13 protein-coding genes are annotated in these 22,142 nt (G+C 71.4%); 10 read left to right on the top strand and 3 right to left on the bottom strand.

Translation table 11 applies throughout. The features are described from left to right. Positions 1-23: 23 nt before the first annotated feature. The 3 genes from AC1RTC_RS06070 to AC1RTC_RS06060 are packed head-to-tail and all read right to left on the bottom strand — an operon-like array spanning position 24 to position 3,245. Complete coding sequence (locus AC1RTC_RS06070) at positions 24-1,349, bottom strand: NAD(P)/FAD-dependent oxidoreductase (RefSeq protein ID WP_493154579.1); 1,326 nt, start codon at positions 1,347-1,349, stop codon at positions 24-26. 25 nt (positions 1,350-1,374) lie between these two features. Then, the gene (locus tag AC1RTC_RS06065; protein ID WP_493154578.1) at positions 1,375-2,757 is read right to left on the bottom strand and encodes an aspartate aminotransferase family protein; all 1,383 of its coding nucleotides are present in this window, start codon (positions 2,755-2,757) and stop codon (positions 1,375-1,377) included. A 5-nt stretch (positions 2,758-2,762) separates the two neighbouring features. Continuing rightward, the gene (locus tag AC1RTC_RS06060; protein WP_493154577.1) at positions 2,763-3,245 is read right to left on the bottom strand and encodes an Lrp/AsnC family transcriptional regulator; all 483 of its coding nucleotides are present in this window, start codon (positions 3,243-3,245) and stop codon (positions 2,763-2,765) included. A 95-nt stretch (positions 3,246-3,340) separates the two neighbouring features. Between AC1RTC_RS06060 and AC1RTC_RS06055 the strand changes: the two genes are divergently transcribed. The 10 genes from AC1RTC_RS06055 to AC1RTC_RS06010 all read left to right on the top strand — a co-directional run bounded on the left by AC1RTC_RS06055 (position 3,341) and on the right by AC1RTC_RS06010 (position 22,137). Further along, complete coding sequence (locus tag AC1RTC_RS06055) at positions 3,341-4,771, top strand: aminobutyraldehyde dehydrogenase (protein ID WP_493154576.1); 1,431 nt, start codon at positions 3,341-3,343, stop codon at positions 4,769-4,771. Positions 4,772-4,832: 61 nt separating this feature from the next. After that, entirely contained in the window at positions 4,833-5,354 is a 522-nt protein-coding gene (locus AC1RTC_RS06050; RefSeq protein WP_493154575.1) for an FHA domain-containing protein, read from the top strand. Further along, entirely contained in the window at positions 5,351-6,205 is an 855-nt protein-coding gene (locus AC1RTC_RS06045) for a PP2C family protein-serine/threonine phosphatase (protein WP_493154574.1), read from the top strand. Before AC1RTC_RS06050 ends, AC1RTC_RS06045 begins: the two co-directional genes overlap by 4 nt. A gap of 135 nt (positions 6,206-6,340) precedes the next feature. Further along, positions 6,341-7,744: a serine/threonine-protein kinase gene (locus tag AC1RTC_RS06040; RefSeq protein WP_493154573.1), complete on the top strand. Its 1,404-nt coding sequence runs from the start codon at positions 6,341-6,343 to the stop codon at positions 7,742-7,744. Then, positions 7,741-13,632, top strand: a complete 5,892-nt coding sequence (locus AC1RTC_RS06035) for an Ig-like domain-containing protein (RefSeq protein ID WP_493154572.1) — start codon at positions 7,741-7,743, stop codon at positions 13,630-13,632. Before AC1RTC_RS06040 ends, AC1RTC_RS06035 begins: the two co-directional genes overlap by 4 nt. Before the next feature lie 22 nt (positions 13,633-13,654). Further along, positions 13,655-14,626 (top strand): AAA family ATPase, encoded by a 972-nt coding sequence (locus AC1RTC_RS06030; RefSeq protein WP_493154571.1) that lies wholly within the window; start codon positions 13,655-13,657, stop codon positions 14,624-14,626. Then, positions 14,626-16,029 (top strand): DUF58 domain-containing protein, encoded by a 1,404-nt coding sequence (locus AC1RTC_RS06025; protein WP_493154570.1) that lies wholly within the window; start codon positions 14,626-14,628, stop codon positions 16,027-16,029. The genes AC1RTC_RS06030 and AC1RTC_RS06025 overlap by 1 nt, the downstream gene beginning before the upstream one ends. Beyond that, positions 16,026-18,362 (top strand): transglutaminase domain-containing protein, encoded by a 2,337-nt coding sequence (locus AC1RTC_RS06020; RefSeq protein WP_493154569.1) that lies wholly within the window; start codon positions 16,026-16,028, stop codon positions 18,360-18,362. The genes AC1RTC_RS06025 and AC1RTC_RS06020 overlap by 4 nt, the downstream gene beginning before the upstream one ends. A gap of 128 nt (positions 18,363-18,490) precedes the next feature. After that, on the top strand, positions 18,491-19,393 hold the full coding sequence (locus tag AC1RTC_RS06015; protein ID WP_493154568.1) for an FHA domain-containing protein: 903 nt from the start codon (positions 18,491-18,493) through the stop codon (positions 19,391-19,393). 68 nt (positions 19,394-19,461) lie between these two features. Continuing rightward, positions 19,462-22,137, top strand: coding sequence for an FtsK/SpoIIIE domain-containing protein (locus tag AC1RTC_RS06010; RefSeq protein WP_493154567.1), 2,676 nt, complete (start codon positions 19,462-19,464; stop codon positions 22,135-22,137). The last annotated feature ends 5 nt before the right edge of the window (positions 22,138-22,142 follow it).

Raw genomic sequence — 22,142 nt, 5'->3', positions numbered from 1 at the left:
ATGTTGACGTGTCACGAAAACTTTCAGTGTCCCGTGAGCGGCCCCATCACCCGCGCCGCGAGAGACGGCCGGCCGGTCAGCCGCTCCTCGGCATCGGCGACCGTCATCGCCGCGAGCCCCGCGTTCGCGCCGAGGAACCGCAGGGGCTCCGGCTCCCAGTCCGGCGAGGAGTGGTTCACCCAGGGCAGGCGCACGAGCTCGGTGTCCGTGCCCGTCAGGAGGTCGGCCAGCGTCCGTCCCGCGAGGTTCGTGGTGCTGAGCCCGTCGCCCACGTACCCGCCGGCCCACGCCATCCCGGTCGCGGGGTCGAAGCTCGCGGTGGCGTGCCAGTCGCGCGGCACGCCCAGCGGCCCGCCCCAGCGGTGGGTGATCGCGACGTCGCGGATCGCGGGGAACAGCTCGCCGAGCGTGCAGCGCAGGTGCTCGAAGACGGCCGGTACGCGGTCGTACCCGGGCCGGATCGCGCTGCCCCAGTGGTAGCGGGCACCGCGTCCGCCGAACGCGACACGGTTGTCGGCGGTGCGCTGGCCGTAGACCAGGAGGTGCCGGTAGTCGGTGAAGGTCTGCCCGTGCTCGATGCCGAGCTCCTGCCACGTGGCATCCGGCAGCGGCTCGGTCGCGATCATCAGGGAGTACAGCGGCAGCACGCGGCGGTGGGTGGCGCGCAGGGCGGCTCCGTAGCCCTCCGTCGCGACGACGACGTGGTTCGCGCGCACCGTGCCGTGCGCCGTCTGCACCGCGTGCGGGCGGTAGTCGAGCACCTCGGTGCCCTCGTAGACCGTCGCGCCCTTGGCCTCCACCGCGCGGGCGAGGCCGCGGACCAGCTTGGCGGGATGCACGCGCGCGCAGTTCGGGTCGAAGCTCGCGTCGCCGCGCATCACGAGGGGGTCGACGCCGTACTCCGCGGCCTCCGCCACCTCGGCCTCGGCCGCGCGCCGGTGGACTGCCGAGCGCGCGAACGCCACCGTGCCGCCCTTCGCGTAGTCGATGTCCAGCCCGAGGGATGCCGCGGCCCGCCCGACCTCGTCCACGGTGCCGATCATCGCCCGCCGCATGGCGAGTGCGGCATCCCGGCCGTGGGCGCGCTCGAGCGACGCCGTCGACCGGGGGAACAGCGCACTGCACCAGCCGCCGTTGCGGCCGGAGGCGCCGAAGCCCGCGATCTCCTTCTCGAGCACCACGATCCGCAGGCCCGGGTCGCGTTCGAGCAGGTACCACGCGGTCCAGAGCCCGGTGAGCCCGCCGCCCACGATCGCCACGTCGGCATCCCGATCGCCCGGCAGTGCCGCGCGCGGGGCCAGCTCGTCGGGCACCGTGTCGTGCCAGAAGCTCAGGTCGCGGTAGCTCATGAGTCGCGGGCCGGGATCGGAGAGCTCAGAGCTTCGTCCAGGCCTCGGTGAGGACGCCGCGGAGTATGCCCTCGATCTCGTCGAACTCGGCCGGGCCGATGGTCAGCGGCGGCGCGAGCTGGATGACGGGGTCGCCGCGGTCGTCGGCGCGGCAGTACAGGCCCGCGTCGTACAGCGCCTTCGACAGGAAGCCGCGCAGCAGGCGCTCGCTCTCGTCGTCGGTGAAGGTCTCGCGGGTCGCCTTGTCCTTCACGAGCTCGATGCCGAAGAAGTAGCCGTCGCCGCGCACGTCGCCGACGATCGGGAGGTCCTTGAGCTTCTCAAGGGTCGAGCGGAACAGCGGCGAGTTCTCGCGGACGTTCTCGTTCAGCTTCTCCTCCTCGAAGATGTCGAGGTTCGCCAGGGCCACGGCCGACGACACGGGATGCCCGCCGAAGGTGTAGCCGTGGTAGAACGCCGTCGTACCGTGCTTGAAGGGCTCGTACACCCGCTCGGAGACGATGGTCGCGCCGATCGGGGAGTACCCCGAGGTCATGCCCTTCGCGCACGTGATCATGTCCGGCTCGAAGCCGTAGGTCGTGGAGGCGAACATGTTGCCAATGCGCCCGAAGCCGGTGATGACCTCGTCCGCGACGAGCAGCACGTCGTACTGGTCGCAGATCTCCCGCACCCGCTGGAAGTAGCCGGGCGGAGGCGGGAAGCACCCGCCCGAGTTCTGCACGGGCTCGAGGAACACGGCCGCGACGGTCTCGGGGCCCTCGAACAGGATCATCTCCTCGATGCGGTTCGCCGCCCACTGCCCGAACTGCTCGATGCTGCCCTCGAACCCCATCTCCTGGGCGCGGTAGTAGTTGGTGTTCGGCACGCGGAACCCGCCGGGCGTGACGGGCTCGAACATCTCCTTCATAGCCGGGATGCCCGTGATCGCGAGCGCGCCCTGCGGGGTGCCGTGGTAGGCGACAGCGCGCGAGATCACCTTGTGCTTGGTGGGCCGGCCCTGCAGCTTCCAGTAGTACTTGGCGAGCTTGAAGGCGGTCTCGACGGCCTCGCCACCGCCGGTGGAGAAGAACACGCGGTTGAGGTCGCCGGGCGCGTAGCCGGCGAGGCGGTCGGCGAGCTCGATGGCGTTCGGATGCGCGTACGACCAGATCGGGAAGAACGCGAGCTCCTCGGCCTGCTTGGCGGCGACTTCCGCGAGGCGCTTGCGGCCGTGGCCGGCGTTCACGACGAACAGGCCGCTCAGGCCGTCGAAGTACTGCTTGCCCTTGCTGTCCCAGATGTGGTGGCCCTGCCCCTTGACGATGATGGGGACGCCGTGGCCGTCCTCCATCACCGACTGGCGGGCGAAGTGCATCCAGAGATGGTCTTTGGCCTTCTGCTGGAGGTCTGCCTCGTTGTACTCAGTCATTTTCTTTACCGTGTTCCCCAGTTGTAGAACTGCTTGTGGAGCTTGAGATAGACGAATGTCTCGGTGGACTGCACGCCGTCGATGCCGCGGATCTGCTTGTTGAGGAGGCTGATGAGGTCCTCGTCGTTCTCGCACACGACCTCGGCGAGGATGTCGAAGCTGCCGGCCGTGAGGACGACGTAGTCCACGGCGGGCAGGCGCCCGAGCTTCTCGGCCACGACCGTGGTGTCGCCCGTGACCCGGATGCCGATCATGGCCTGGCGGTAGAAGCCGAGCTGCATCGGGTCGGTCACGGCCACGACCTGCATGACCCCGGAGTCCGTGAGCTTCTGCACGCGCTGCCGCACGGCGGCCTCACTCAGGCCGACGGCCTTGCCGATCTCGGCGTAGGAGCGGCGGCCGTCGCCCTGCAGCTGCTCGATGATCTTCTTGGAGACGTCGTCGAGCTGGATCGGCTTGGAGCCCGGAGGCCGTGAGGAAGGGCTCATGGGTCGATTGTGGCAGTCTCGGCGCACTGTCACAAGCGAATCCGTACCGTGGCGGCATCTTGGCGACGGAATCGGTAGTGGATTAGGTTAGGACCATGGCGACCAACGAGATCCGCAACTTCATCAACGGCGAGTACGTGGCGGCGAAGGCCGAGTCTGGCTTCGACGTGATCGATCCCTCCACCGAGGAGGCCTACGCAACCTCTCCCGTCTCGGGAGCAGCGGACGTGGACGCGGCCTTCGGCGCCGCAGCCGCGGCCTTCGAGGAGTGGGGCGAGACCACTCCCGCCGAGCGGCAGCTGGCGCTGTTCCGCATCGCCGACGCGATGGAGGCGCGCGCCGAGGAGTTCGCCGACCTCGAGTCGAAGGACACGGGCAAGCCCCGGGCATCCCTCGTCGACGATGAGATTATGCTCTCGGTCGACCAGATCCGCTTCTTCGCGGGCGAGGCGCGCCACCTCAGCGGCATGGCGACCGGCGAGTACCTGAAGGACCACACCTCGTCCATCCGCCGCGAGCCGATCGGCGTCATCGGCCAGGTCACCCCCTGGAACTACCCGCTCAACATGGCGGTCTGGAAGATCGCGCCCGCCATCGCGGCCGGCAACACGACCGTGCTCAAGCCGTCGGACACGACGCCCTCCAGCACCCTCCTCCTCGCGGAGGTCGCCGCGGAGTTCCTGCCCAAGGGCGTGCTCAACGTCATCACGGGCGACCGCACGACGGGCGGGCTCATGATCGACCATCGGACGCCGCAGATGGTCTCCATCACCGGCTCGGTGCGCGCGGGCATGGAGGTTGCGAAGGCTGCGGCCAACGACCTCAAGCGCGTGCACCTCGAGCTCGGCGGCAAGGCGCCCGTGATCGTGTTCGACGACGCCGACATCGAGGCCGCCGCCGAGGGCATCGGCGGCGCGGGCTACTTCAACGCCGGGCAGGACTGCACAGCCGCGACCCGCGTCCTCGTGCACGCGAGCATCCACGACGAGTTCGTCGCCGCGCTCACCGCCTGGGCGAAGGCCAATGCGGCGACCGGCGCGCCCGACAGCGGCTCGTACTTCGGCCCCGTCAACAACGCCAACCAGCTCGAGCGGGTCACGGGCATCATCGAGTCGCTCCCGTCGAACGCGCACGTCGAGCTCGGCGGCGCGCGCCAGGGCACGAAGGGCTACTTCTACCCCGCCACGATCGTGACAGGCCTCAAGCAGACGGATGACGCGATCCAGAACGAGATCTTCGGGCCCGTCATCACCGTGCAGAGCTTCACCGACGAGAAGCAGGCCCTCGAGTGGGCGAACGGAGTGCAGTACGGCCTCTCGTCGAGCGTGTGGACCAAGGACCACTCGCGCGCCATGCGGTTCGCGAAGCACCTCGACTTCGGGTGCGTCTGGATCAACACCCACATCCCGCTCGTCGCCGAGATGCCGCACGGCGGCTTCAAGCACTCCGGCTACGGCAAGGACCTCTCCAGCTACGGGTTCGAGGACTACACGCGGATCAAGCACGTCATGAGCTACATCGGCTGAGACGCTCCGTGTCGGCCGGGGCAACCCTTCTCCGGCGGGGAGTCGGGGTACAGTCGCTGTTGTGACAAACGACACGGGGGACACGGTCGTCGGGCGAGCGCCCCGGCTTCCGCACGCCCCCGTCGACCCGAACGCCGACACGGTGCTTCCGGCCGCCGAGCCGAAGGCGCCGGAGACGCGCCGCACCGAGGCGCGGACGAAGGCGCCGCGCCCGGTCAGCACGACACCCGTCTACAGCTTCCTGATCGGCGGTCTCAAGCTGCCGATCGGACTCGACCGGCCGGCCCGGGTCGGCCGCCGGCCGAGCGCCCCCCGCATCGTCGTGGGCCCCGCGCCCCGTCTGGTCCGGGTCGAATCGCCGCAGCGCGAGGTCTCGGCAACGCACCTCGAACTGCGCCAGACGGGCTCGACCGTGGTCGTCACCGACCTCCGCAGCACCAACGGCACGACGGTGCTCGTACCCGGCTCCACCCCGCGGAAACTGCGGCAGGGCGAGTCGGTCGTCGTCTCACCGGGCACGCTGGTGGATATTGGTGACGAGAACGTCCTGCAGATCCTCCCTCTAGACCGAAGGCCATCGTGACCGAAATCGGCGGCAGCAATGCCGGCCTCGCCATCCCGATTCCGGGGCGGCCCGACGCGGTCGTCACGATCGCCTGGGCCGCAGCCACCGACACCGGCAAGCGCCGCTCCGCCAACGAGGACAGCTTCGTCGCCAAGTCGCCCCTGTTCGCCGTCGCAGACGGCATGGGCGGCCACTCGGCGGGCGACCTCGCGAGCGCCGCGGTGGTGGAGCGCCTCGCCGAGATCGTCGCCTCCGACTTCCTCGCGCCGCGCACCATCGAGCGCGCCCTCGAGCGGGCGACCGCGGACATCACCACGATCGCGGGGGACAGCGAGCTCGGCGTCGGCACGACCGTCACCGGCGCCGCCCTGACCCTCCAGGAGAACGACGCGTACTTCGCCGTGTTCAACATCGGCGACAGCCGCGTGTACGCCTTCGAGGCCAACGAGCTCGTGCAGGTGACCGTCGACCACTCCGTGGTGCAGGAGCTGGTCGAGTCCGGCGCCCTCACCCGCGACGAGGCCGAGCACCACCCCGACAGCAACATCATCACGCGCGCGGTCGGCTTCAACGCGAAGCCCTACGCGGACTTCTGGATGCTCCCCGCGCGGTCGGGGCTGCGGCTGCTGCTGTGCTCCGACGGACTGACGAAGGAGGTCTCCGATGACCGGATCCGCCTCCACCTCGCCGCAGGCCTCTCGCCCGTGGAGACCGCGGGCGCCCTCATCGACGCCGCTCTCGCCTCCGGCGGGCGCGACAACGTCACGGCGATCATCGTCGACGTGCTCGACGCTCCGGAGATCGTGGCCGTCGACTCCTCCGGCATCCTCGATCTCGAGGACACCGCACCGCGCCCGAAGGGTCGCTAGCACGTTTCTGTACCCCTGTGAATGGGGGTTCGCGACGTGGCCCCCGTTGGGGGGACAACAGGGCGGTCGCGCGCAGGCGGCTGCCTACAATAGGGAATCCGTCGACTGGGCAAAGGGGTAATCGTGGCGCGTCGCTTGCCATCCGCGCCTCCGAACCTGCCCGGATTCTCGCACGTCCACGTGCTCGGCTCCGGCGGCTTCGCCGACGTCTTCCTCTACGAGCAGAACATGCCGCGGCGCCAGGTGGCGGTGAAGGTCATGCTGAGCGAGGTCGTCAACGACCAGGTGCGCCAGATGTTCCAGGCCGAGGCGAACCTGATGGCCCAGCTGAGCGCGCACCCCGCCATCCTCACGGTGTACCAGGCGAGCATCTCGGCCGACGGCCGCCCCTACCTCGTGATGGAGCTGTGCTCCTCCGCGCTCAGCCAGCGCTACCGCACCGAGCGGATCCCGGTGCCCGAGGTGCTGCGGGTCGCGGTCAAGATCGGCAGCGCCATCGAGACCGCCCACCGCGCGGGCGTGCTGCACCGCGACATCAAGCCCTCCAACATCCTGCTCACCGCGTACGGCCACCCCGTGCTCTCCGACTTCGGTATCGCGGCCACGCTCGGCGAGTCGGAGAACCTCGAGGCCGTCGGCATGTCGATCCCGTGGTCGGCCCCCGAGGTCCTCATGGACGAGACGGCTGGCACCATCGAGTCGGAGATCTGGTCGTTCGCCGCCACGGTCTACTCGCTACTGGCGGGGCGCTCGCCGTTCGAGCAGCCGGGGGAGTCGAACAAGTCGAGCGACCTCATCGCCCGCATCAACCGCGCAAAGCCCGGGCCGATCGGCCGCAGCGACGTGCCGCCGTCCCTCGAGCGCGCCCTCGCTAGGGCGATGTCGCGCAAGCCGGAGAACCGCCATGAGAGCGTGCTCGAGCTTGTCCGCGAGCTGCAGGCCGTCGAGACGGAGCTGGGCGTGCCCCAGACCCCGATCGAGGTCGTCATGGACGACTGGGCGCTCGCGACCACCTCGAACCTCGAGGACCGAACGCGCATCAAGGGCGGCCACGACGCGGTGTCGTCCGTCGCCGAGCGCCGCCGGCGCCGACGGGGCGAGGAAACGGGGCCCTACAGCGCGGTGGGCACCGTCGTGCGGGAGACGGGCAGCAAGACCAACGCCACCAGCGCGACCGCGAGCAGGGGCATCCGCGCCTTCGCCTGGGTGCTGGTCGCGGCGGCCGTGCTCGTCCTCGCGCTCGGGACCATCGCCACGCTCGTGCTCGTTCGCGCCACGAGCACCGACATCCCGACCGTCGTAGACGTGCAGGGCACCACAGAGAACGGCACCGTCGTGTTCTCGTGGGCAGACCCCGGCATCAAGGGCGAGGACTCGTACCAGATCAGTACCAACACGGGGGAGTCGAGCATCCAGCGCAGCCCCGGTTTCACCGTGGACGCGGAGCCGGGCGACCGGGTGTGCCTCACGGTGACCGTCAACCGGGACGGCAAGACCGGCACCCCCAGCAGCGAGAAGTGCGTGGACGTGCCCCAGTGAAGACGTGGCTCAGGAGCCATCTCTCCCTCGTGGCCAGCGCGACGAGCGGGGTGGTCATCGCTGCGCTCGTGGCGGCTGTCGCGATCGTGTCGACCGGCTACACGGCGCAGCGCGTCGACCTCGGCGACGGCGCGGTGTGGGTGGCGAACAGCCAGCAGCAGGCGATCGGCCGTGCCAACACCGAGGTGCTGGAGCTCAACTCGGTGGTGGCGACCACGAGCGACGACGTCGACGTGCTGCAGTCCGGCGAGGTCGTGCTGCTGTTCGACCGCAGCGGCAACAAGGTGGACATCGTGGATGCGGCGACCTCCGAGGTCACGGACACCGTGCCGTTGCCGCCCTCACGCCCCGAGGTGTACCTCGCCGGCACCAACGTCGTCGTCTTCGAGGCGGGCACGGGCGAGCTGTGGATCGTGCCGTGGAACGACTTCTCCCGCTTCGACGCCGAGGCGGACTCGACCCTGAGCCTCGGCACCGGCGCCGTCGTGAGCGTCGACCCCTCCGGCCTCCTGTTCGCCTACTCGCCCTCCACCGGCCAGGTGCTGCGGGTCGACGCCGCGGTCTCCGACGATGTCACCGGCACAGAGTCGGTGACCATTCCCGCGGGAGGCGACCTCTCCATCACGTCGGCGGCGGGACGCTGGGCCGTCCTCGATGCTGACGACGACACCGTGTACCTCGCCGGCCGCACCGTCGCGCTCGCCCCGCTCATCGGCGGCGGCACGTCCGCCGTGCTGCAGTGGGCGTCGACCGACGGCGACCGCGTGCTCGTCGCCTACAGTGCGGGGCTGATCAGCATCCCCCTGAGCGGTGCGGCGGCCGTCGCGCTCGTGGACGGGAAGTCGGGGACTCCCGCGCGCCCTCTCGTGATCGACGGCTGCGAGTTCGCCGCCTGGACCGACGGCGACAACTGGCGCCGCTGCCAGGCCGACGGCGGCTCGGGCACCACGCTCGCGCTCGAGGGCATGCCCGGCACCGCCCGCCTCGCGTTCGTCAGCAACGGCGACCGCGCGGTTCTCAACGACCGCCGCTCCGGCCGCACCTGGGCCGTGCAGCGCGAGGGCGAGCCCATCGACAACTGGGACGACCTGATCGTCAAGGACGACCAGCCGCCGCAGGAGCAGCAGAACGACGAGGATGTGCCGCCCGAGGTCGAGAAGGTGCAGGAGCCGCCCGTCGCGATCAACGACGCCTTCGGCGCGCGCCCCGGCCGCGCGACGGTCCTGCCCGTGCTCCTCAACGACTTCGACCCGAACGGGGACGTGCTCGTCGTGAGCACGCTCAGCCCGATCGACGAGAACGTCGGCCATCTCGACCTCATCAACGAGCAGCAGCAGGTGCAGCTGACGCTCGCGGACAACGCGTCGGGCACGGTCTCGTTCACCTACACCATCACCGACGGGCGCGGCGGCAGCGCCAGCGCGACGGTGACCGTCACGGTGCGCACGCCCGCGCAGAACTCGCCGCCGGTGCAGGTGCGCTCGACGAAGGCCGTCGTGGCGGTAGGGGCAAGGGTCACGAGCCAGGTGCTCGGCGACTGGGTCGACCCCGACGGGGACGCGTTCTACCTGACGAGCGCCTCCGTCGCGGAGCCGGACTCGGTCTCGTGGAAGCCCGGCGGCGATGTCGTCTACTCCGACGCCGGCACCGGCGCGGACCTCAAGCTCGTGAGCCTCGTGGTGTCCGACGGCACCGCTGAGAGCTCCGGCAGCCTCTCGGTCGCGGTCAAGCCCGCGGGCGAGGTCGAGATCATCGCCGACCCCTTCGTCGTGCTCGTGTCGGCCGGGGAGGAGGAGACGATCTCCCCGCTCGACCACGTGCGCGGCGGATCGGGGATCATCCGCCTCAACAGCGTGCCGGCGAAGGCCGACGTCACCATCACCCCGAGCTATGAGACGGGCACGTTCAAGTTCCAGAGCGACCAGGTGCGCAGCCACTACCTGGAGTACGTCGTCACCGACGGCACCCAGACGGTTACCGGGCTCGTGCGCGTGGATGTCACAGCACCGCCGGACCCGAACACGAAGCCCGTCACCGTTCCCAAGACGGTGTTCGTCAAGACCCTGCGCAACGAGCGCGTCGATGTCGCGGGCACGGACTTCGACCCCGCGGGCGGCGTGCTGCTCGTGACCGGGATCATGAACCTGCCGTCGGACTCCGGCGTGCGCGCGGAGATCCTCGACCAGCGCCTCGTGCGGGTCAGCCTCACCGGCCCGCTCGACGACGGCCCGGTGACCTTCAACTACCGCATCACGAACGGCCTCGCCGAGGCGGAGGGCGTGATCACGGTCGTAGAGATCCCGACCCCGGCCCGCGTGCAGGCGCCGATCGCCAACGACGACTCGGTGACGGTGCGCGTGGGAGAGGCCATCGACATCCCGGTGCTGGACAACGACGAGCACCCGGACGGGCTCGCCCTCACGCTCCAGCCGAAGCTGGACCAGGACCTGCCCGAGGGCTCGGGCCTGCTCTTCGCCTCGGACCGCGTGCTGCGCTACCTCGCCCCGAATAAGACGGGCAACTTCACGGCCGCGTACCAGGTGACCGGCCCGGACGGGCAGGCCGCGACCGCGCTCGTGCGCATCGCGGTCCGCGAGGCCGACCCGGCGACCAACAATCCGCCCGTGCCCGACACGGTCACCGCCCGGGTGATCGCGGGCGAGACGGTGCGCGTGCGCATCCCGCTCAGCGGCATCGACCCGGACGGCGACTCAGTGCAGCTGCTCGGCCAGGCCACGAACCCGGAGAAGGGCGCCGTCGTCGACGTCGAGTCCGACACGATCGTCTACCAGGCCGGCGACTACTCGGCGGGCACCGACACCTTCACGTACACCGTCATCGACTCGCTCGGCGCGCGTGCGACCGGCACGGTGCGCGTGGGCATCAGCCCCCGCCTCGACGGCGCGCGCAACCCGGTTGCGGTCGTCGACGAGGTGACCGTTCGCCCCGGTTTCACCGTCTCGGTCCAGGCGCTCGCGAACGACTCCGACCCGGACGGCAGCCCCCTGACGATCATCTCCGCGGTCCCGGCGGATCCCAGCACCGCTCTCACGGCCAAGATCGTCGGCACCGACGTCGTGGACATCACGCCGCCGCGCGCCGAGGGCACCTACGCCGTGATCTACCAGATCGAGAACGCGCGCGGCGGCACGAGCCAGAACTTCATCCGAGTGACAGTGGACCCGGATGCCCCGCTCTCGTACCCGGTGGCCACCGACAGCGTGCTCACGCTCTCCGACGTGCTCGACCGCGACCGGGTGACCGTGGACGTGCTGGCGAACGTGTTCTTCGCGGACGGCGACTCCCGCTCGCTCGGCCTCTCCGTGTACACGGGGTACGGGAGCGTCGCGCGCGTCACGAATGACAAGAAGATCGAGGTGACCATCGGCGACCGCAGCCAGATCATCCCCTTCAAGGTCACGCACCCGGAGGACCCGACGGTCTTCAGCTACGCGTTCATCCGCGTGCCCGGCTTCGACGACGCGCTGCCCCAGCTCGACCGCAGGGCGCCGGCGCTGCGCGTCAACAGCGAGGACCAGCTGACGATCGACATCAACGACTTCGTCATCGCGGTCGGCGGCAAGCAGGTGAAGCTGACGGACTCCAGCACCGTGCAGGCGACCCACGCGAACGGCGACGACCTGGTGGTCGACCAGGACACGCTCGTCTACACCTCGGCGGACAAGTACTTCGGCCCGGCGTCCATCTCCTTCGAGGTCACCGACGGCTCCTCGGCGAGCGACCCCGCCGGGCGCACCGCGATCATCGTGCTGCCCATCACCGTGCAGCCGCGCGACAACCAGCCGCCGGACTTCGGCGGCGCCGTGATCGACTTCGAGCCGGGCCAGGAGAAGGAGATCGACCTCCTCAAGCTCACCACGTACCCGTACCCGGACGACCTGGACGAGCTCGTGTACTCGGTGCTCGCGCCGAACCCCGAGGCCTTCGAGTACGCGCTCAACGGCAATATGCTCACGCTGCGCGCGACGGAGAAGGCCGTGAACGGCTCGGTCACGAACATCACGCTCGGCGTCCGCGACGACGTGAGCGAGGGCGGCGCGGGCCGGATCGAGCTGCACGTCGTCCCTTCGACGAGACCGCTGCTCATCCCGGCGGCCGACACGGCAGTTGCCCCGCGCGGCGGCACCACCAGCGTCGACGTGCTGCAGAACGACGAGGCGACCAACCCGTTCCCGGGCAAACCGCTGCAGGTGCTCGCTATCCGCGGACTCGAGGGCGCGGCGGTGCCGCCGGGCATCGACATCGTCCCGAGCGCGGACAACAGAAAGCTCGCGATCTCGGTCGCGAGCAGCGCCGCGCCCGTCGACGTCACCCTGCAGTACCAGGTGGCCGACGCTACCAACGACCCGAGCCGCTACGTGTGGGGCACGATCACGGTCTCTGTGCAGGACCGCCCCGACCCGGTGGCGAACCTCGCGCCGAGCGGGTTCTCCGACGGCCAGATCACGATGCGCTGGAACGCGGGCTCGTTCAACAACTCGCCCATCACCAACTACCGGGTGACGAGCACCCAGGGGTCGTCCACGGTGAACGTGACGAACTGCACCGGCACGACCTGCACCATCCCCACCCCGGGCAACGGCCCGTCGAACGCCGTGACCGTCACGGTCGTCGCCACGAACTCGATCGGTGACTCCGACCCGGTCACCCTCGGCGACCAGGTGTGGTCGGACATCATCCCGCCCGCTCCCACTGTGCTGAGCTCGAGTCCGGTCGACCACGGCCTCGTGATCACCTGGAACGAGGTCTCGACGCCCTCCGGCGGCTCCGCGGTCGACCGGTACCGCCTCGCGGTCGGCGGCTACTCGGGCGACGTCAGCCCCGCGCAGTGCTCCGGCGGCACCTGCTCCGTCAACACGGGCTCCCTCGGCTGGAGCTTCGACAACGGCGTGGCCGTGACGTACACCGTGAGCGCGCGGAATGCCGCCCTGACCGCGCTCTCGGTGTGGAACACGAGCGAGCCGGCATCCGGAGTGCCCGCGGGCCCGCCCATCGCGGTCGGGTCGCTCAGCGCGACCGTGCAGAGCGACACGTCGATCGCGCTGAGCTGGGCTGGCGCCTTCAGCGACAACGGGCGCGCCATCTCCGCGTACACCGCCGCGGCGTACACCGGGTCCGCGCCCACGTGCGCCCCGAACGGCTCGATCAGCGCGAACGGCGCCGCGATCGCCTCGGCGGGCACGAGCACGTCGACCGTGTTCAGCGGGCTCTCCGCCAACGCGACATACACGCTCGTCGTCTTCGCCTACAACGGCCAGGGATGCACGATCAGCTCCGCTGTCGTCGCGCACACGCCCCCGCCCGTGATCACCAACCTGCAGGTCTCCGGCCCCTCCCTCAACGGCTCCGCGTACGACTTCGTGCTCACCGGCGGGACCGCGGGCGGCACCACGCTCGGCAGCTCGGACACGGTCTACTACCGCCTCAACGGCGGCACCGAGTACGGCCCCGTGAGCATCAACGGATTCCTGGCCGCCGAGTCGGGGCAGTTCGGCCAGCCGGTCTCGATCACGGCGCGCGCCTGCCGCACCTACGACGGCGTCGCCGTGTGCCAGACCGCCGCCTCGGCGCCGCAGTTCCTCGGCACGCCGGTCGACCCGCGCCTCACGGGTCTCACGTTCACGTCCGACGCCAACCCGCTCTCCCCGTACAGCGGCACCTTCACCTGGCTCGGCGTTCCCTCCGGGCCCGGCTACACCTCGGTGGAGTACTCCTGCGGCACCGACCCCAACGGCCCCACCAGCCCGGTCGACGGCGTCACCTCCTGCCACGTCGACGCGGGGCTGCTCGGCGACTCGTACCTGACAATCCGCGTCGGGGCGAACGGCACGACCTACCCTGTGACCTACCGCGGAAGCCAACTGTGACCACCTCGACGAAAGAGCAACCATGACCATGACACCCGAGCAGGCCACCTGGTTCTCGGATATCTTCAACCGGCTCGTCGCCAACGTCGACCAGGTGCTCCTGGGCAAGACGTTCGTGATCCGGCTGGGGTTCACGGCCCTGCTGAGCGACGGGCACCTGCTGCTCGAGGACTTCCCGGGAACGGGCAAGACCTCGTTCGCGCGCGCCATGGCGCAGAGCGTCGCGGGCACGAGCAGCCGCATCCAGTTCACGCCCGACCTGCTGCCGGGCGACATCACGGGCGTCAGCATCTACAACCAGGGCGGCGGCGAGTTCGAGTTCCACCCGGGGCCGATCTTCGCGAACATCGTCCTCGCGGACGAGATCAACCGCGCCAGCCCCAAGACCCAGTCCGCCCTCCTCGAGGTGATGGAGGAGGCGACCGTCACCGTCGACGGCGTGAGCCACCCCGTGGGCGCGCCGTTCATGGTCATCGCCACCCAGAACCCCATCGAGCAGGCCGGCACGTACCGCCTGCCGGAAGCCCAGCTCGACCGCTTCCTGATGAAGGCGTCGATCGGATACCCGGACCACTCGTCGACAGTGCGGATCCTCGAGGGTGCCGGCACGAAGGCGCACGAGACCATCGTGCCGCCGATCGTCACGGCCGACGTCGTCTCGGAGATGGCGCAGCTCGCCCGCACCGTGCACGTGGACCCGACCATCAACGACTACGTGAGCCGCATTGTGGAGTCCACCCGCACCGCCACCGAGGTCCGCCTCGGTGCGAGCGTGCGCGGCGCCCTCGCCCTCGTGCGCACCGCCAAGACCCTCGCCGCCGCGAGCGGCCGGCACTACGTCATCCCGGACGACGTCAAGGCCCTCGCCGAGCCCGTGCTCGCGCACCGCCTCGTCATCGACGCGGAGGCCGAGTTCGACGGCGTCACCGCGCCCAGCATCATGAGCCAGATCCTCATCGAGACGCCGCCGCCCAGCGAACGCCAAGCCGTGTAATGGCGGCAGTATCCGCGAAGAAGGCGCCCGCCGCCCAGGCCGTGACGGGGGCGCGCATCGACTCGCACTTCACGACCACGGGCACGCAGGGGCTCACGAACGCGCGCACGCGCATCGTGGGCGACCGCACGGGCTTCCTCGCGGACGCCGTCATCGCGACGGTGCGCTTCTTCACCGCAGCCCGCGAGCTCGTCGCCCGCGTGTTCGGCAGGCTCGCGGGGGTCATCACGCCGCTCGGCTGGTCGATCCTGGCGGCCGTGCCCGTCACCCTCGGCTTCGGCTACGCCCTCGGCTGGGTCGAGCTCGTCGTCGTCGGCTTCGCCCTCATCGCGCTCATCGTCATCGCCTTCGTCTACCTCGTGGGGCGCAGTGCGATCACCATCGAGCTGCGCGTGCCGCACAGCCGGGTGGTCGCGGGGGAGCGCGCCGTGGGCGATGTGGTGGTGAGCAACCCCGGCCGCCGGCGCACCTTCGGCGTCACCGTCGAGGTGCCCGTCGGCACCGGTCTCGCGGAGGCGGCACTGCCCGGGCTCGCCCGCGGTGCGACGTTCACGCACGAGTTCGTGATCCCCACCCTGCGGCGCGGCGTCGTGCCGGTCGGGCCGGTGCGGACCGTGCGCGCAGACCCCATCGGCATCGTGCGCCGCGAGCTCGTGTGGACCGAGCTGGACCAGGTGTTCGTGCATCCCCGCACCATCAGCATTCCCAGCACGAGCACCGGTTTCATCCGGGACCTCGAGGGCAACCCGACGCGCGACCTCTCGAACAACGACGTGTCGTTCCACGCCCTGCGGGAGTACCTCCCGGGCGACGAGCGCCGCTACATCCACTGGAAGTCCACAGCCCGTACCGGCACCTACATGGTCCGCCAGTTCGAGGAGACCCGCCGCAGCCACCTCGTCATCGCACTCAGCCTCGCCACCTCCGACTACGCCAGCGACGAGGAGTTCGAGATGGCGGTGAGCGTCGCGGGCTCCCTCGGGGCACGGGCGATCCGGGATGCTCGGAATGTCACAGTGGTGGCGAGCGAGATCACGCCGCAGTTCGCCAAGCGCAAGGTCTTCGCCGTCAAGCTGCTCTCGACACTGACGCGCGCGAGGCTCCTGGATGACCTCGCCGTCGTCGAGCGGGAGGAGACAGCCCTCGCGATCACCGACGTGGCGAGGGTCACCGGCGAGCAGGCGAGCGGCGTCTCCGTGGCCTTCCTGGTGTGCGGGTCGGGGGCCACGCCGCAGGAGCTGCGCGCGGCCTCGACCAAGTTCCCGGCCGACGTCGAGGTCGTGGCGGTGGTGTGCAACCCCGACCGCCCGCCCGGGCTCCGGCGCGTCTCGGGCCTCAGCGTGCTCTCCATCGGCTTCCTGGAGGACCTGCAGAAGTCCCTGGCCCGATCGGCGGCGGCATGACCGCCACTACCGCTACCGCCACCAGCACTGCCCGGCGCCGCGCCCGCCGGCGCACGAGCCCGGCCTTCACACTCGTCAACACACTGCTGCTCTGGCTCACGACGGGGATCGCTGCGACCGCGCTGTGGCCGATCTACCGCAGCACCGCGCTCGTGGTGCTCGTCGTCGTCGCGCTCGCCGTAGCCTCCCTGATCGTCATCGTCTCGGCCGAGTTCCGCTGGCGGTCGACCACTGTGCTCCTCGTGTCGGTCGCCGCGTTCCTCGCGATCGGCGTGCCTCTGGCCGTGCCGGCCAAGGCGCAGTTCGGCGTGCTCCCGACACCCGGGGGGCTCATCGACCTCGTGACGGGCGTCGCCCTCGGCTGGAAGCAGCTGCTCACCATCTCGCTGCCCGTGGGCGACTACCAGGCGCTCCTCGTGCCCGCTCTCGTCCTCGTCTTCGGCACGGGTGTCGTCGGGCTCACGGTCGCCCTGCGCGCGAAGTACGGCGAGCTCGCGGTGCTGCTGCCCATCGTGCTCTTCATCGTCGCCACCGCGTTCGGCCCGCGGTTCCCCGACCGCCCGCTCACGGCACCGATCGCGCTGCTCGTGGCTGTGCTGTTCTGGCTGGTGTGGTTCCGCTGGTACCGCCGTCGCGCCTCGATCCGCCGTCTCGCCGCGCAGTCGGAGGGCCCCACCGCCGAGAGCGGGTTCTCGGGGTTGCGCACCGTGGTCGCGGCCGCGGTCATCCTGGCGATCGCCTCGACGGCCGCTGTCGCCGCGGTCGGCGCCGTGCCGCCCGCCGCCGACCGCACCGTGCTGCGCACGTCGATAGAGCAGCCCTTCGACCCTCGGGACTACGTGAGCCCGCTCTCCGGATTCCGCAGCTACTGGCAGCCGCGGCTGCTCGACGACGTGCTGTTCACCGTGGAGGGCCTTCCCGACGGCGGGCGCATCCGCCTCGCGACTCTCGACACGTACGACGGAGTCGTGTTCGCGGTCGGCAGTGCCGCGGTCTCGAGCCTTTCCGGCTCGTTCACTCGGGTGCCGTCGACAGTCGACCAGTCGCGCGTCGCCGGCCAGGACGTGACCGTCGGCGTCACTGTCCGCGACTACACGGGCGTGTGGCTGCCCACCGTCGGCAAGCTCGAGTCCGTGGCCTTCTCCGGCCCGGACGCCACAGCCCTGCGCGACGCGTTCTACTACAACGACGTGTCCGGCACCGCGGCGGTCGTGAGCGGCATCGCCCCCGGCGACAGCTACACGCTCGAGGCCGTCCTCCCCGACCAGCCCACTCAGGCCCAACTCGCCTCGCTCGAGCCGGGCTCCGCGACGGTGCCGGCCCCGCAGAACGTGCCGGAAGAGCTCACGGCCAAGCTGGACGAGTACACCTCCGGTGTCGAGGGCGACGGCAAGCGCCTCGTCGCGATGCTCGCCGGCCTCGCCACCGACGGCTACATCAGCCACGGCGTCGGGCAGGACGAGCCGCCCAGCCGCTCGGGGCACGCGGCCGACCGCATCGCCGAGCTCGTCTCGTCCCCGCGCATGATCGGCGACGCCGAGCAGTACGCCGTCGCCGCCGCGCTCATGGCCGACGACCTCGGCTTCCCGTCGCGCGTGGTAGTCGGGTTCGCGCCGAGCAGCGGCAGCGTGACGGGCAGCGACGTCTCCGCCTGGATCGAGGTGAATACGGCGCAGTACGGCTGGGTGACGATCGACCCCACCCCTGAGGCGCGCGAGATCCCGGAGGAGGACCCGCAGGACAACGCGCAGGTCGCACGGCCGCAGACGATAGTTCCACCGCCGGTCGTGGACAACCCCCGTATCGACCGCCAGTCCACGCCCGACAGCCAGCAGGAGCTCCCGGCCGACATCAACCCGGTGCTTCTCGTGCTCCTTGCGATCGCGAAGGGCGTCGGGATCGCCCTGCTCGTGCTCGCCATCATCCTCGCGCCCTTCGCGCTCGTGGTAGCCGCCAAGCTGCGCCGCCGCCGACTGCGCCGCCGTGCGCCCGACGTGCTCCAGCGGATCAGCGGAGGCTGGCAGGAGTTCGAGGACTCGGTGGTGGACCACGGCCTGAGCCCCGCGGCGTCCGCGACCCGCAGCGAGGTCGCCTCGATCGCGGGCGGTGTGCAGTCGCAGGTGCTCGCCGCGGTCGCGGACCGGGCGATCTTCGCGCCGGACGAGCCCGCCGAGGCCGACGCGGACAGCGTGTGGCGCGCGGTCGACGAGCTGCAGACCGCGCTCGACGCCGGACTCACCCGGTGGCAGCGCCTCCGCGCGCGGATCTCGCTGCGCTCGCTCGGTGGCTATAGTGTCAGCAGGCTCTTCAGAGAGAGAAAGACCGGACCGTGACCTGTTTCTATTGCGGTACTGAACTGCCCTCGGGGGCCATGTTCTGCGGGGAGTGCGGGCGACCGGTCAACACGAAGGGCGGCCGCAGCGCGAAAGCGACCGCGAAGGCGGCCGCTGAGTCTGTGGACGTGGCTGCGCGGGAGCCTGCGGTTGAGGATGTGCCCGCCGCGGCCGTGCCAGCCGCCGCGCCCGCCGCTGCCGTGCCCGTGGCCGAAGCGCCGCCCGCCGAGCCGGAGCTTGAGGCCGCGCCCATCGCTGAGGCGGCGCCTGTTTCCGCGCCCGCGCCCCGTGCCGAACCGGCGCCTGTTGAGGAGGCCGTCGCCGCAGTGGCCCCAGAGCCCGAGCCCGAGCCAGAGCCAGAGCCCGAGCCGCTGCCCGAGATCGAGCCCGACCTCCCGCCCGCTGCGGACCCCGAGGCCTACCTGGATGTCGCCGCGGTCGCCGACCGCTGCGCGCAGTGCGGCGCCCCGCTCGCGGCGGCCGACATCTTCTGCCCCGAGTGCGGATTCGTTCGCCAGCGGGAGAGCACGCCCTCGCGGCCGAGCGACACGAACATCCTCGACCCGTTCCCGTGGGGGCTTCCACGCTCGACCGAGCACGTGACCACCCACCTCCAGGCCCCCGTCGCCACGGACACCGCGGCGAAGCCGTTCGCGGAGATCGCCGACGTCTCCGAGACGCGGCTCGTGCCGCGCGGCCCGCGGGGCGAGCGCTTCGTCCTCCAGTTCAGCACGGGGGAGAGCGTGAGCGTCTCCGGCACCGGGCTCATCGGGCGCAACCCGGTCGCCGAGCCCGGCGAGTACTTCGACACCCTCGTCGCCGTGGTCGACCCGGGGCGCTCGGTCTCGAAGACGCACCTCGAGTTCGGCCAGGACGACACCTCGTTCTGGGTGAGCGACCGCTACTCCGGCAACGGCACCGTGGTGCGGGAGCCGGACCGCGAGCCCCGGCGCTGCGAGGCCGGCAAGCGCTACCGGGTCGCCCGCGGCGCCCGGGTGGAGATCGGCGAGCAGTTCTTCATCGTCAGCTGAGCCGGCCCCTCTCCACAGATTCTGCGTAACGGCGGCCGGGGGCATCCCGCGGCCGCTCTGATGGAGGGGTGCCCGCCACCATCGCCGCGCCCCGCCCGGTAGAACCGCCCCCGCCCTTCCGCTTCCCCGTTCTCGCGAGCGTCGCGCCGCTCGTCGTCGCGGTGGTGCTGTGGCTCGTGACGCAGTCGCCGTACGCGCTGCTGTTCGCGCTGCTCGGCCCGGTGACCGCCCTCGCGAGCCTCGCGGACGCGCGGTTCGGTGCGCGCCGATCGCGCCGCCGGGAGAACGAGCGGTTCTTCGAGGATGCCCGAGCCGCACGAGAGGCGGTCGACGCCGCCCACGCCGAGGAGCGGGCGGCCCTCGCCGAGCGAACCCCCGCAGCACTGTCGCTGCTGGACCGCGTGGGCGCCGACCCGTGGCGCTGGACGTCGAGCGGGCCGGGAGTGCCTGTGGCGCTCGGCCGCGGGTGCGTCGAGAGCACGGTGCGGGTCGACGGCGGCGATGACGAGCTCGCGCGCCTTGCCCGCGCGCTCGCGGACGCGCCGGTGGTTGTCGACGCGTCCCTCGGTATCGGCGTGTGCGGGCCGCCGGCCCTCGCGACGGCGGTGGCGCGGTCGGTAGTCGTGCAGCTCGCGTGGGCGCTCTCGCCCGCCACTCACAGCTGCACCGCGGCGGAGGAGTGGGCGGCGAGCCTCCCGCACGCGGTGGAGCGCGAGGTGCGGGCGGGCAGCTACGCGGAGTTCGCCCGCCGCGGCGAGACCGCGACGACGGCGCTGGTCGCTGTCGCCTCCCACGAGGCGGCACTGCCCGGGGAGTGCCGCGTGGTGGTCACCCTCACGCCCGAGGGGGCGGCGATCACGCAGCACCCGGACCGGGAGCAGCGCCGCCCGCTGCGCCCCGCCCCGCTCTCCGCCGAGAGCGCCAGGGCGTGGGCGGTCACGGCGGCCCGGGATGCCGAGCGGCAGGGGCTCGTGGCTGCTGCGGGATCACTGCCGGACGAGGTTTCCTTCGCGAGCCTCCGGCAGCCTGAGACGGCGGGGCTCGCCTGCGCCATCGGGGCCGACGCGACCGGGCCGGTCACGGTCGACCTCGTCGCACAGGGGCCGCACGCGGTGGTCGGGGGCACGACCGGCAGCGGCAAGAGCGAGCTGCTCGTCTCGTGGGTGCTCGCGATGGCGGCTGTCGCTGCACCCGAGCGCCTCACGGTGCTGCTGGTCGACTTCAAGGGCGGCTCCGCCTTCGCCGCGCTGGAGGCGCTGCCCCACACGGTCGGGATCGTGACGGACCTCGACGAGTCCCGCGCCACCCGGGCGCTCGAGAGCCTGCGGGCCGAGCTGCGGCACCGGGAGCGAGCGATCGCCGCCGCGCGCGGCAGGAGCATCGAGGATGTCGACATCCCCCGGCTGGTCATCGTGGTGGACGAGTTCGCCGCGATGCTCGCCGACCACCCGGACCTGCACGCGCTGTTCGTGGACATCGCCTCGCGCGGCAGGTCCCTCGGCGTGCACCTCGTCCTGTGCACCCAGCGGCCGGCGGGGGTCGTGCGCGACGCCGTGCTCGCCAACGTGGACTTGCGCATCTCCCTGCGGGTCAACAACCGCGCGGACAGCAGCGCTCTGATCGGCACGGATGCCGCGGCGCAGCTTCCGGCGCGGGCCCGGGGCCGCGGCATCCTGGCCCCGCCGGAGGGCGAGCCGCGCGACGTGCAGTTCGCGCTCTCGACGGCCTCCGACGTGGAGAGGATCGCGTCCCGCTGGCAGGGGTCGCCCCCGCCGCGCCGGCCGTGGTGCGAGCCGCTGCCGCCGGTGGTCGCACCGGTGGAGGCGCCCGGCGGCTTCGGCCTGCTCGACCTGCCCCACGAGCAGCGGCGCGGCACGGCGGTCTGGCGTCCCGACCGGGAGGGCCATGTGCTCGTACTGGGGGCGGCCCGCAGCGGGACCTCGACCGCGCTCGCGGCACTGGCCTCCGGTGCCCGGACGCTGCCGCGGGACGTGCCGGCCGCGTGGGACGTGCTGGCCGACCTCGCCGAGGCTCGTGACACCGTGGTTGCCGTGGACGACGCGGACTCGCTGCTCGCGCGGTTTCCCGTGGAGCACCGGGCCGTGGTCGTCGAGCGGCTCGCGGCGCTGCTCCGCGACGGCCCCTCCCGCGGCGTGTACCTCGCACTGGCGTCGAAGCGCGTCACCGCCGAGCTGCAGCCGCTCGCGCAGCTCGTGCCCGCGCGCCTGCTGCTGCGGCACGCGTCGAAGCAGGACTGGCTGCTGGCCGGCGGGGAGGCGCGGGAGTTCAGCGCCGCACTGCCGCCGGGCGGGGGAGTGTGGCGCGGCCACCGGGTGCAGGTGGTGGACGCCCCGCTGCTGACCGAGCCGGCCGACGGCCCGCGGGTGCTCGAGCTCGAGCGGGGGCGGGCGCTGGCCGTGGTGACGACGCGGGTCCGCGTGGTGCGGGAGGCGATACCGCGGGCGCGCTCGCTCGGAGAGCTCGATCCCGCGCTCCTGCGGGACGGCGAGGTGGTCGTGGGCGATCCCGAGGAGTGGCAGTCCCGGTGGGGCGCGCTCGCAGCGGCGCAGCAGGTGGCTGACGTGGTGCTCGACGGGTGCTCGACGGCGGACGTTCGTGCGCTCACCCGGTCGCGCGAGCTGCCGCCGCCGCTCGACGCGGCCGGCGGGCACGCGTGGCGGCTCGAGCCGGACGGAAGGATCTCCCGCGTCCGGTTCGGTCCGGGTTGGGTTCGGCCCGCGTGAGGCCC

It is taken from the genome of Rhodoglobus sp. GW821-FHT12B09, from assembly GCF_058809925.1.
The sequence above is the reverse complement of the archived record's forward strand: the minus strand, read 5'-3'. Positions and strand labels throughout refer to the sequence as shown.